We start from the raw sequence: 12,264 nt of genomic DNA on the forward strand, positions 1-12,264 counted from the left end.
TTTATGTAATTGAAATCACAAATAAAGAATTGATATGAAAAGAATATTCCTGATAGCAGCCATTTTATGCAGTTCATTGATGGTTTTGCAAAGTTGTTCTCCGAAAGCTGGTACTACTGTGGCTTTAAAGAGGGGAAATGTGACTGGTAACTGGGTGTTGAATGACATTACTTTTGAAGGTTTGCCTCAGTCGGCTGTAAAATCTTTGTTTGATGATGGGCCGTATACCTGCTTCGTAGGTAGTACCTGGAACCTCACCAATAGCGGTAATGGTAGTTATACCTTGGCCGGAGGTGCATCATGTGCCGCAAAAACGCAGACTATTTTCTGGTCTGCCAGTCCAGCTGATCAGACTTTTCAATTTAAAAAGATCTTTGAAGGGGACAAAGCAAAAAATGTAACCTCGGGTTACCGATTGGTATTGTCTTCAACAGATGGCAATAACATGGTCATTAAATCCCCGGTGGAATATGGAAGTAATCCTGCTTACATCGTGCTGAATTTCACGAAAGCAGCAAAATAATTTGGTTTAGTTTGGTTAGAAAAAAGGGGCTCAAGGATTTGAGTCCCTTTTTTATTGATGCCAAATAATTGTTTATCTTAGTACAAAAAAACAATACATTATGAAAAGACTATTCATCCTCACACTGGTTGCAGGTATATTCGCTGCATCTACCGTAAATGCACAGGAAGATAAGAGTAAGAGACCCAGTCCACCAGCGGTGGCGAAAGAAACCATTAAATCAGGAGCCACGTTGACCATTGATTACAGTCAGCCTTCACTGAAAGGAAGGAAAATAGGTACAGAGCTTGCTCCTTACGGCAAAGTATGGCGTACCGGCGCGAATGAAGCAACGACTTTTAAAGTCGACAAAGCGGTAAAGGTGGAGGGTAAACCACTTCCGGCCGGAACATATTCTTTGCATTCCATCCCAACGGAAAAAGAATGGACGATCATATTTAACAAAACAGCAGATCAATGGGGTTCTTACAAATACACCGAAGCAGACGATGCCCTGCGTGTTGTCGTAAAACCAGGAAAAGCCCCGGCAACAACTGAAAAAATGACATTCACCATCGATAAATCCGGAAAAGTAACCCTGCTTTGGGGAGATATCGCTGTGCCTTTCACAGTAAAGTAAATTCAAGGAAATTAAGGGAGCCTGTTGCATTTGCAACAGGCTTTTTTTTGTGCTTTTTATCAGGAGAAATGGTCTTTGACAGAAGGCTGACAGGTAAAAAGGCTTGAAAACCCTGTTTCTGTCGATTTTAATCTTACTTTTGTTCATTATACTCTATAGATGGATACTACTTCAAAACTAGCGTTAATTATAAATGATCCGGATCTACCTCAGACACACCGTGATATAGCGCAAAAAGTACAAAACCAGCAGCGGATCACATTTGAAGAAGGTGTATACCTTTACGAAAAAGGAGAACTGGCCTATCTTGGTGTTCTGGCAAATTACATCCGGGAAAGAAGGCATGGTGACAATACCTATTTTAACCGCAACTTTCATCTGGAACCCACAAATCTTTGTGTATATGATTGTAAATTCTGTTCGTACTCCCGCCTGATCAAGCAAAAGGCAGAGGGATGGGAGCTGACGATGGAGGAGATGCTGGACATCGTTAAAAAATATGACAATGAGCCGGTTACAGAAGTGCATATCGTAGGTGGTGTATTGCCTCAGTACGACCTTTCTTTTTATGCGGCGTTATTTTCTGCGATCAAAAAACACAGGCCTGAACTTCATGTAAAAGCCCTTACGCCTGTAGAATATCACTATATTTTCAAGAAGGCGAAAATAGATTATGCGGCAGGAATGAAGCTCATGAAGGAAGCAGGACTCGAGTCGATGCCTGGAGGAGGAGCAGAGATTTTCCATCCTGAAGTCCGCGAGGTCATAGCCAAAGATAAATGTACCGCTGAGCAATGGCTGGCAATCCATGAGGAATGGCATAAACTGGGTATGCGCTCTAACGCTACTATGCTCTATGGCCATATTGAGAAATTCGAACACCGCGTAGATCACATGGAACAATTGCGTCAGTTGCAAGACCGTACTGGTGGTTTCCAGACCTTTATTCCGCTCAAATTTAGAAATCAGCATAACCAAATGGATCAGGTGCCGGAAGTTTCCGTCATTGAAGACCTGAGGAACTATGCGATATCCAGGATATATATGGATAATTTTGACCATATAAAGGCCTACTGGGCAATGATCAGCAGACAGACTGCACAGTTGTCACTCAACTTTGGTGTTGACGATATCGACGGTACATTGGATGATACGACTAAAATCTATTCCATGGCGGGAGCGGAAGAACAAACCCCGGTCATGAGTACCCAGGAAGTAGCCGAGTTGATCAAACAGGTAAAGAGGAAGCCGATTGAGCGTGATACCCTATACAATGTCATTACGGATTATACCGACGTTGTATTTGAAAATGAAAAGAAACCACAATATTATAAACTTCCCGTAGTCAATTAATGGATAAAGAACTTTATATCATCAGACATGGTGAAACAGAACTCAATAAATTAGGCATTGTACAGGGACGAGGTGTAAACAGCGACCTTAATGATACCGGGAGGGCTCAGGCGGCTTCATTTTTTGCACGTTATAAAGATGTCCCTTTTGAGAAAGTCTATACCTCAAACCTGGTGCGTACGCATCAGACAGTGAAAGGTTTCATCGATTCCGGTCTTCCATGGGAACAATTGTCTGGTTTAGATGAGTTGGCCTGGGGAGAATGGGAAGGCAAACCAAATGACGAGCATGCCATCACGGCATTTAAAACCATTATGCAATCCTGGGACAGCGGAGATTATGATGCTCATTTCGCCGGTGGCGAAAGTCCGAATCAGGTAATGGCCAGGCTTGCCGAAGCGATGGAAATCATCAAAAGTAAAAAAGAAGAGAAATTGGTGCTGATCTGTATGCATGGCAGGGCCATGCGTCTGTTGCTATGCTTGCTGATGAAAAAGCCACTTGCTGAAATGGGCGATTTCCCTCACCTGAATACTACTTTATACCGGTTGCAATTGACTGGCGATGATTTTACGATCATCGATTTCAACAATACCGATCATCTAAAATAATACCCTTGAACAAGATTAAGATTTCTGCGGTTTCCTATACGAATACCAAACCTTTTCTATTTGGTATCCAGCATTCAGACCTTGCAAACCGAATAGATTTAAGTTTAGATATCCCTTCAGATTGTGCTGCCAAGCTCATTAACAAACAGGTAGATATAGGGTTGATACCGGTAGCTGCAATTCCACAGGTACCAAATGCAAAAATTGTGGCCGACTACTGTATCGGATCCGTAGGGGCAGTTAATTCTGTATTCATTTTCAGCCGTGTTCCCGTTGAGCAAATCCGTACGCTGCGTTTAGACAGCCATTCCCGTACCTCTAACAACCTGGCCAGGGTATTGTTGAAATTTTACTGGAAGCAGGAAGTGAGTTTCAGTACTGAATCTGCTGAAGAAACCGACGCTATTGTGTTGATCGGTGACCGCACTTTTGGTAAAAAAGATCATTATGCTTTTGCGTATGACATGGGAGAAGAGTGGATGAATTTCACCGGCTTGCCTTTCGTTTATGCCGCCTGGGTAGCAAATACCGATATCTCGGAAGATTTCCTGTCGGAATTCAATACGGCATTGGCGATGGGCTTGGCTCATAGAGGAGAATTGCTGAAAGAATTGCCTAAACATCCTGATTTCGATCTGGAAGATTATCTGATGCACAAGCTTGATTTTGAACTTACCGCTCAAAAGCGAGAGGCTTTGGCATTATTTCTATCCTACATTGAAAAACTCTAGCACAATTCACAAATTTTAATTTTCAACAAATCATGAAGCCTACTGGTCAAGGTAGTATCTTTAGGATTTTGTAAACAGAATCATTTTGGCTAAAGATACTACGAAAGAGACCCCGTTGATGCAGCAATACAATGCGATAAAAGCAAAGTATCCCGGGGCATTGTTACTGTTCAGGGTGGGCGACTTTTATGAAACCTTTGGCGAAGACGCCATAAAAACAGCCCAGATATTAGGGATCGTATTGACCAGAAGGGGAACCGGACCAAATGGCGGTGCATTGGAGCTTGCAGGTTTCCCACACCATTCCCTGGATAACTACCTTTCCAAACTCGTAAGGGCCGGACAGCGGGTGGCCATTTGTGATCAGCTGGAAGATCCCAAGACTACTAAAACAATTGTGAAACGTGGTGTGACGGAACTTGTGACACCCGGAGTTGCTTACAATGACAACATCCTGAGCCAGAAATCCAACAATTACCTGGCTGCCGTCTATTTCGATAAAAGCTCCATAGGCGTTTCTTTTGCGGATATTTCTACCGGGGAATTTCTCGTGGCACAGGGAGATGCTGAATATATTGATAAACTCCTGCAGGGATTTAAGCCGACTGAGGTTGTCTTTCAAAAGACAAAACGCAAAGAATTCATGGAGCTGTTCGGTGATAAGTTTTATACCTTTCACCTCGACGATTGGGCCTTTACCAGTGATTATGCCAATGAAATACTGACCAAGCATTTTGAGGTGGCTTCACTAAAAGGCTTTGGGGTAGATAAATTACAGACCGGAATTATTGCGGCAGGTGTGGTGCTGCATTACCTCAATGAGACTGAACACAGAAACTTAAAGCACATCTCTTCCATTTCCAGGTTGGAAGAAGACAAGTTCGTATGGCTTGACCGCTTTACCATCCGCAATCTGGAACTGGTGAGCTCTGCCCATGAAAACGCAGTTACGTTGTTTGAAGTGCTTGATCAGACTTCTACACCCATGGGTGCCAGGCTATTGCATAAATGGATCATCATGCCGCTGAAAGAATTAAAGCCTATCCAGGAACGCCTGGGTGTGGTCGATTTTCTGGTAAAAGATGAAACGCTGGTACAGGAATTTTTAGGACATATTAAGCAGATTGGTGATCTTGAGCGACTGATTTCCAAAGTGGGTCTCCAAAAAGTAGGACCAAGAGAACTTTGTCAGTTGAAAAAGTCACTCTACCATATAGAAGCTGTTAAGAAAATCGCGGAGGAAATAAAAAATCCATTCCTTTCTGTACTGGCCGACCAGCTAAACCCTTGCTTAACCATCCGCGAGAAGCTGGAAAGAGAATTGCAACAGGATCCTCCGGCCTTACTCATCAAAGGAAACGTGATTGCCGATGGTGTAGACGAGGAACTGGACCGTTTGCGCAAAATAGCCTTTGGAGGTAAAGATTACCTGGTAGAGATTCAGAAACGCGAAGCAGCAATTACCGGCATTCCATCCTTAAAAGTGGCCTTCAATAATGTTTTTGGCTACTATCTGGAAGTTACCCATACCCACAAGGACAAAGTTCCTGCAGATTGGATCCGCAAACAAACCCTGGTGAGTGCGGAGCGCTACATCACACCGGAACTGAAAGAATATGAAGAACAAATCCTGGGTGCTGAAGAGAAAATCCAGGTGATTGAGTTCAGGTTATACAATGAACTGATGTATCAGGTCGCGGCTTACATCAAGCAGATCCAGCTGAACGCTTTCCAGATTGCGCAGTTGGATGTATTGTTGTGTTTTGCACAACTCGCCGTTCAGAATCATTATGTAAGACCTGAGGTGGCGAAGGGTAAAGCTTTGGATATTAAGGGAGGAAGACATCCGGTTATCGAGAAGCGTTTGCCGATCGGACAGGAATACATCACCAATGACGTGTTTCTAGACAATGAAACCCAGCAGATCATCATCGTCACAGGACCCAATATGTCCGGTAAATCTGCGATATTGCGGCAAACAGGCCTCATCGTACTGATGGCGCAGATGGGCTGTTTCGTTCCTGCGAAGGCCGCATCTATTGGTTTGGTCGATAAGATCTTTACCAGGGTAGGGGCTTCGGATAACCTCTCTTCCGGGGAAAGTACCTTTATGGTGGAGATGAATGAAACAGCAAGTATCCTGAACAATATTTCCGACAATAGTCTGATCCTGTTGGACGAGATCGGAAGGGGAACCAGTACTTACGACGGTATTTCGATTGCCTGGGCAATCGCCGAATTTCTGCATACCCATCCCAATGCACGGCCAAAAACTTTGTTTGCTACGCATTACCATGAGTTGAATGAGCTGGCCAATACCATGAGCCGGATCAAGAATTTCAATGTATCGATTAAGGAAGTAGGGAATAAAGTGATCTTTCTTCGGAAACTGGTGCCAGGAGGAAGTGAGCATAGTTTCGGTATCCATGTGGCCAAGATGGCCGGTATGCCAGCTAAATTGATCAATCGGGCGAATGAAATCCTCAAAAAACTGGAGATTGACCGTACGGAAGGGCAGAGTATCAAAGACAGCATCAAGAAGGTTCAGAATCAGGCCTACCAGCTGCATATGTTTGCTGTAGATGATCCTATCCTGGTTAAGATCAGGGATACCCTGAATAACCTGGATGTAAATGTGCTGACACCGGTTGAGGCACTACTAAAACTGGATGAAATCCAACGAATCATCAAACAATAAGCTATGACTGTGTTAAAAAGATACTGCTCCGGAGCTAAAGTACTGATGTTGTTTTTAGCTCTTTTTATGGCATCATGCGGATCCAGAAAAGCTACAGTGAAATCCAGTACTTCTGCTTCTAAAATGGCAGATGCAATGTCACACCTAAAAAGTAAACAGTTGTACCGTTTCATTACCGATTGGAGCGGTGTGAAATACCGGCTTGGGGGATTGGACAAATCAGGTATCGACTGTTCTGGTTTTGCTTTACTCCTGCAAAAAGACATTTACGGCAATAGTCTGCCAAGGAGATCCAGGGACCAGGCAGAAACAGTCAGGGAAAAAAGCCTTGGTCAGCTTAAGGAGGGAGACCTGATCTTTTTTTCTTTCGGTGGCAGAGAGGTAGACCATGTAGGTATTTATCTTAACGGCAATTATTTCGTTCATGCTTCTACCACCAGAGGGGTCATTGTAGATGACCTTAGCTTACCCGTGTATCAAAAAGCAATGGTCAAATCCGGCTCATTTAAAGATTAGTAATGGAAAATCCCCAACAAGATTCCTTCTGGACCAAATACAAGAAATTTGCCACTACTGAAATCCTCATGTACCTCATCATGATCATTGGCATAGCTTTGGGAATCATTATTTTAAGTTAATTCATTTTGAATACTACTTTTTCTCTGTCCAATGAAGTAATGGTACTATAGAAGTCTACCATCGCAGCATATTGATCGGCTGAAAAGTTGCCATTATTGATCATCAGACTTCTTTTGTATAGTAATTTATTGCCGGAAGCCTCTATGGAAATCCGGTAAGTACCAAAAGGTGTTTTAATGAACCTGTTCTCTGGCTTGTACTCTAATGTATAGCCAGCTGGCAATTCGTAATTAATCTCATCCTCATCCGTATATCCCCGGTTGATGTAAACCGGTAGGGTTCTGTTTTTTACCTCTGGAATGGTTTGGGACTGACTGAAAATATTGGGAATCAGGTAGAGTCTGCCTTGTGTTTTTGGAACATATTTATCGACCGTCAGTTTCATTTTTTCTGTTGTCAGTGGGTGCTCATCTTTTCGCTGACTCAGTTTAAAATCACTGAAATTGATGTTGTCAATGTCGTATTCTCCTTTCAGGAGTTTCAATTGCTCTGAATAAGGCTCATTGATGATGTGCTGATAATTGTCAAATTGCGAACCGCTTAGTTCAGTTTGCAAAACCCCGTTGATGTCTCCATCAGCGCTGATGTCCAGCTTTGCATTTCTTTTAAGCAGATTGGCAGCTGCCGTTAACGCCGGTGTCTTCAGCAGCTTTCCGCCCTCAGCTGTACAGGCAAATACGGTTCTGTCATCTGTGAATGTACCCAGGTAGCCAAAAGGAGTGTCCTGACTTGTGCATTCCAGCCAGGTTGTGTCGCTTTTCAGGGGTACGCAGAGAATGATGTGGTTACCCTGGTCCATGCTCGCAAAATCAGCCGACATGTCTTTTTTGAGGCTCCCTGCGTTCACTACGCAATATAGACTGTTGATGTCTACAGCTTTTAAAAGGCTTTGCGTGTAGTTGACAAGTGCCTTGCAGTCGCCGTAAGACAGTCGCTGCACTTCCATCGCCGGAAAGGGCTGGAAGCCGCCAATACCCACCTGTATACTGATGTATCGGGTTTTCTTCTGTACATACTCATAGATCTTCTTTACTTTATCTTTCTCTTCAAGTCCCTGTACCAATTGTTTCACTTCAGTGATGACCTCCGGTGCCAGAACCTGGCGGCTTTTGATCAAGTCATCATACACCCATTTTCCGAGGTCATTCCAGTTTTGATACCTGCCTTTATAACCATAATAGCTGAAATGTTCCGGTGCGATCTTGATGTAGGTCAGGTAACTATCCGGATCGGGAGCGTAGGGTTCTTTTTTGAAAGCATTCAGTTGTTCTACTTTCCAGGTGAGGCTTTTGGATTTTTCAGTCTTAAGTTCTTCAGGCTTACCGTTAAAGTTAACGGATTTCACACGAAACTGATCATCCGGTTTACAAATGAAGGTATAGCTGTTTTTTTCTACGGCGAGGTCGGGATACGGATTCGCATACCAATCCGGAATGATCAGATTTTGCTTGTACCTGATCTCGTATTCATAGATGATGGTATACGGATAGGAGAGTGCAGTCGGGGCATAGCTTTTGATCCTTGCATCCTCGAATAAAGAATAGTCGCTGGAAGCACTTTCATCAGTAAAATTCGCCTGGGTAAATTTTCCGATCACGGAGCCAGCGGCATTCAGCACCGTTCCTTTGATGCTTTTGATGACAGTACTTTTATTGTAGTAAATGGCGAGTGCTGCCCTTTGATCGGCATTTTTATTCAGGATTGTAACCGCTTTTCTGACATTCATGATCACATTTTCGGGGCTACGCATGTCCAGCACTGTTTCCATGTCCCGGATCACTGCCGTCGCGCGGGATTTCAGTGCGGTTGGGATTTTATCTGTATCGTATTGAAAGAAGGATTGTGAGTAGCCCTTCAATCCGACAAGAAAGAAAAATAGCAGCAAAGTTTGTTTTAGTTTCATGTTATTTAGCCTTCTTGAAAACAATATCGGTTTTTTGGAGCTGGATCATCCTGCTGAAAAATTCTTTGAGCGAGAGGTATTCTTCAGGCGCGTATACGGGATTGTTTAGTTGTAGCACTTGTTGTGAAATGAAGGTGTCCCCGTCTATCGTGGTGGTATTCATATATTTCCCTCCGCCATCAGCAAGTGCCATGGAGATGTCTTTAGGTTTATCTGATATGAGGTAGGTGCTTGGCAGTTTAAGAAATATGCTGACCCTCTCTTCACGCATTGCCCCAAAATCTACGGGGTAAGTCCTTTCATTGAGGTTGAAAGGGTTTTTCTTAACAGGATTGATGATGAAGGGATTAAAGTAAATCTGATCTTTGTCAAGGTTGTCATAGCCCTTCATCTCAATGTCATAGATTTCTATTAGCGGATTATCCAGACTGTCCAGATTTTGTATGTCGTGTTTTGTGATGCTGATTTTTGGCATTTGTTCATCCAGGTGTTCCACAAATTCTTCTATAGAATTTGCGGCTTTAATCTGCGTGCGTTTTTTCAGTGCGGCATAACCTGAAGAGTAGGTGATCAGTTGTGCTTTGATCAAGCCCTCTTTTGTCAGTTCTCCATTTAACGTATATCTGGTGAGTTCCTTTTGACTCGCTTTAATGTCATACCAATAGGAAGGTTTTTTCAGGCTCAGTACCCTTCCTTGTCCGTTCATACAATGAAATGGCAACAAGCCAAAAGGAAGCAGGGGTTCTGTAGCGTCCAGTAAATAACTCTGGTCAGCAATGTTTACCTTGGCAACCACATAGTTAAAATCACTCAGCACGGGGTAAAGCGTATTGACCGTACCATTAGACCTGACTGACAGGATTAAAGCTTCAGCATCCAGTTCAGCTGCATTTAAAGCTGCAATCAAAGCCAGGTTGATGTCTCCTGTATTTCCTCCATGCCGCTCCAACGCCGCTTTGATGTTACTTTCACACTGAATGCCGATAAAGCCGTTGCGTTTCATGTTCTTTTTGATGTAAGCATAAATTGCCTTGGCTTTACACAAATCATCTGTACATCCCTTCGTGATCTCCGGTAAGAGGTCTTTGAAAACCTCCTTGCGTTTGATCTGACCGCCAAACGACTTGTCGCTGATGAGTTCATAATCTACGTCTTTCCAGGTCTTGGTCACATTTTTTTTCCCTCCGGTCGAGGTATAATAGTCGGAAAGTTCATAGTAGATGGCTGACCTGAAATTGTCCGCCGAGGTCATATAATCCTCCTCTACAAATGCAGGAACATTCTTCATGATATAGGTCAGTTTGGAACAATCTGCATTGTAACCACCCGCCCTCAGGCATTCCTTTTGCAATTCTGCATTGCTTGAAGTCAATTTTGCCGGTCCCCTTAGAGAGGCATTGTAGTTGTACAAGGCCGGAATATAGGCAATGTATTCACTGTGTAATTTGGGAATGTCGGACTGAAAGTCCCAACTTTTGAAATTGAATATGGATGGAAGATAGAGGCGATAGCTGTATTCAACAATACTTCCCTCAGCAAGGTTGGGCATGGTAAATTTGGTGAGGGTGACGTATTTGTTGCGTTTTTCAGTAAATACATTTTTTTTATCCAGTTCAGTCCTCACCAGCACATTATTGACATAGTTGGTCGTTGTAGCCTTCAATTCTTTAAGAGCATCTTCATCATCCTGATAGATTCTTCTGGGAATCACAATATTGCCACTGCCAAAACCATTCTTGTTGAAGATTTTGATCTTTACATGGTATTCAAAATCGATGTACATACGGCCATTTACATCATCAAAGCGCATAGCTGCGGTTCCAAATTCCCTGATGACCATGGCATTCGCATTGCTATCGAGCACCGTGTTCTTCAGGTTAACATCGGCTCCGGTAATTTTTCCATATTCAAAATCCTGGGCAATGCCGGAAAAAACAATAGTACTTAGTAATAAAAGAGTGGCTAAAAAGCGTTTCATATCGAGCGGATCAAATTTGCTGCAATATAATCCAGTATTCTCAGTATTGAAAATAAAAGGAAAATCAATTGTGCGGGCACAAGGGATTGTCAAATAAGTTAAGGAATAACGAATCCTTTTTACGACTTTTGAAACATTACAAACTGTTCAAGATGAAATTAAATTTAAACCGTCCGCTTGCTTTTTTTGATTTAGAAACTACCGGCGTCAACGTAGGTTCAGACCGTATCGTAGAAATTGCCGTTCTAAAAGCCATGCCAGACGGCACTGAAATCATAAAAACGCTCCGCATCAATCCTGAAATGCCCATTCCATTGCATTCTTCGCTGATCCATGGAATTTACGATAAAGACATTGCCGATCAGCCTACTTTTAAAACTGTTGCTCAGGAAATTGCTGATTTCATCGGAGATGCAGATCTTGCAGGATACAATTCCAACCGTTTCGATATCCCCGTATTGCTGGAAGAATTCCTTAGGGCAGGAGTAGATTTCGACATGACCGACCGCAGATTTGTGGATGTTCAGAATATATTTCATCAAATGGAACAACGTACCTTGCGTGCAGCTTATAAGTTCTATTGTGATAAAGACATCATCAACGCCCACTCTGCAGAGGCGGATATTGTAGCCACTTACCAGGTGTTACTTGCCCAGATCGAGCGCTATAAGGATGTAGATTTTGAAGATAAGCAGGGAAATCTTTCTAAGCCGGTAAAAAATGACGTAGATGCCCTACATGCGTTTACCAACATGAATAAACCTGTTGACTTCGCCGGAAGGATGGTTTTCAACGAACAGGAGGAAGAGATCTTTAATTTTGGTAAGCATAAAGGCAAGACCGTAGAGCAGGTATTCGATATTGAGCCTAGCTACTATGCCTGGATGAAACAAGGGGATTTTCCACTCTATACCAAGAAAAAACTTACCGAAATCTGGGAGCGCTGGAGCAAAAAGAAAGATCAGGCCAAGCTGGAGAAACAACAACAACAAGCATCTGCAGCTGTAAACGCTGGTACTGCTGCCCCAAAGCCGGCAGCGAATCCTGCCAGACCGAATACCCCGGGCTTTCAGAAGCCCCAGCCTAAAAAGGAAAAGCCAGCAGTGGATGTGACCAATGACATGCTCGAACAATTGAAGATGAAATTCGGAAAATAAACCGAGGATTTGTTTGAAGCAGAAGTCTTTATGATTATCTTGGTTGTTAGCT

Annotated in this window: 10 protein-coding genes; 8 read left to right on the forward strand and 2 right to left on the reverse strand. The window is 43.0% G+C overall.

All coding sequences use genetic code 11. The features are described 5' to 3' along the window. Positions 1–34: 34 nt before the first annotated feature. The 7 genes from WAE59_RS05130 (at position 35) to WAE59_RS05160 (ending at position 7,051) form a co-directional block, all read left to right on the forward strand. Positions 35–523: a hypothetical protein gene (locus tag WAE59_RS05130; RefSeq protein ID WP_337854863.1), complete on the forward strand. Its 489-nt coding sequence runs from the start codon at positions 35–37 to the stop codon at positions 521–523. 100 nt (positions 524–623) lie between these two features. After that, entirely contained in the window at positions 624–1,142 is a 519-nt protein-coding gene (locus WAE59_RS05135; RefSeq protein WP_337854864.1) for a DUF2911 domain-containing protein, read from the forward strand. 159 nt (positions 1,143–1,301) lie between these two features. Then, complete coding sequence (mqnE, locus tag WAE59_RS05140) at positions 1,302–2,495, forward strand: aminofutalosine synthase MqnE (RefSeq protein ID WP_337854865.1); 1,194 nt, start codon at positions 1,302–1,304, stop codon at positions 2,493–2,495. Further along, positions 2,495–3,106 (forward strand): histidine phosphatase family protein, encoded by a 612-nt coding sequence (locus tag WAE59_RS05145; RefSeq protein WP_337854866.1) that lies wholly within the window; start codon positions 2,495–2,497, stop codon positions 3,104–3,106. Before mqnE ends, WAE59_RS05145 begins: the two co-directional genes overlap by 1 nt. Before the next feature lie 5 nt (positions 3,107–3,111). Further along, complete coding sequence (locus WAE59_RS05150; protein ID WP_337854867.1) at positions 3,112–3,837, forward strand: menaquinone biosynthetic enzyme MqnA/MqnD family protein; 726 nt, start codon at positions 3,112–3,114, stop codon at positions 3,835–3,837. Positions 3,838–3,922: 85 nt separating this feature from the next. Beyond that, positions 3,923–6,535, forward strand: a complete 2,613-nt coding sequence (gene mutS / locus WAE59_RS05155) for a DNA mismatch repair protein MutS (RefSeq protein ID WP_337854868.1) — start codon at positions 3,923–3,925, stop codon at positions 6,533–6,535. A gap of 3 nt (positions 6,536–6,538) precedes the next feature. Further along, complete coding sequence (locus WAE59_RS05160; RefSeq protein ID WP_337854869.1) at positions 6,539–7,051, forward strand: C40 family peptidase; 513 nt, start codon at positions 6,539–6,541, stop codon at positions 7,049–7,051. Between the two features lie 118 nt (positions 7,052–7,169). On the opposite strand, the gene WAE59_RS05165 is transcribed toward WAE59_RS05160, so the two are convergent. Next, positions 7,170–9,077, reverse strand: coding sequence for a DUF3857 domain-containing protein (locus WAE59_RS05165; RefSeq protein ID WP_337854870.1), 1,908 nt, complete (start codon positions 9,075–9,077; stop codon positions 7,170–7,172). A 1-nt stretch (position 9,078) separates the two neighbouring features. Beyond that, on the reverse strand, positions 9,079–11,055 hold the full coding sequence (locus WAE59_RS05170; protein ID WP_337854871.1) for a DUF3857 domain-containing protein: 1,977 nt from the start codon (positions 11,053–11,055) through the stop codon (positions 9,079–9,081). A 152-nt stretch (positions 11,056–11,207) separates the two neighbouring features. On the opposite strand from WAE59_RS05170, the gene WAE59_RS05175 reads away from it, so the two are divergent. Beyond that, positions 11,208–12,212 (forward strand): exonuclease domain-containing protein, encoded by a 1,005-nt coding sequence (locus WAE59_RS05175; protein WP_337854872.1) that lies wholly within the window; start codon positions 11,208–11,210, stop codon positions 12,210–12,212. Positions 12,213–12,264 lie beyond the last annotated feature (52 nt).

This window comes from Pedobacter sp. GR22-6 (genome assembly GCF_037402555.1).
GTDB lineage: Bacteria > Bacteroidota > Bacteroidia > Sphingobacteriales > Sphingobacteriaceae > Pedobacter.

Coding starts and splice junctions, on each gene's coding strand:
- WAE59_RS05130 (WP_337854863.1), top strand. CDS start 35: ATGAAAAGAATATTCCTGATAGCAGCCATTTTATGCAGTTCATTGATG.
- WAE59_RS05135 (WP_337854864.1), top strand. CDS start 624: ATGAAAAGACTATTCATCCTCACACTGGTTGCAGGTATATTCGCTGCA.
- mqnE (WP_337854865.1), top strand. CDS start 1,302: ATGGATACTACTTCAAAACTAGCGTTAATTATAAATGATCCGGATCTA.
- WAE59_RS05145 (WP_337854866.1), top strand. CDS start 2,495: ATGGATAAAGAACTTTATATCATCAGACATGGTGAAACAGAACTCAAT.
- WAE59_RS05160 (WP_337854869.1), top strand. CDS start 6,539: ATGACTGTGTTAAAAAGATACTGCTCCGGAGCTAAAGTACTGATGTTG.
- WAE59_RS05165 (WP_337854870.1), bottom strand. CDS start 9,077: ATGAAACTAAAACAAACTTTGCTGCTATTTTTCTTTCTTGTCGGATTG.
- WAE59_RS05170 (WP_337854871.1), bottom strand. CDS start 11,055: ATGAAACGCTTTTTAGCCACTCTTTTATTACTAAGTACTATTGTTTTT.
- WAE59_RS05175 (WP_337854872.1), top strand. CDS start 11,208: ATGAAATTAAATTTAAACCGTCCGCTTGCTTTTTTTGATTTAGAAACT.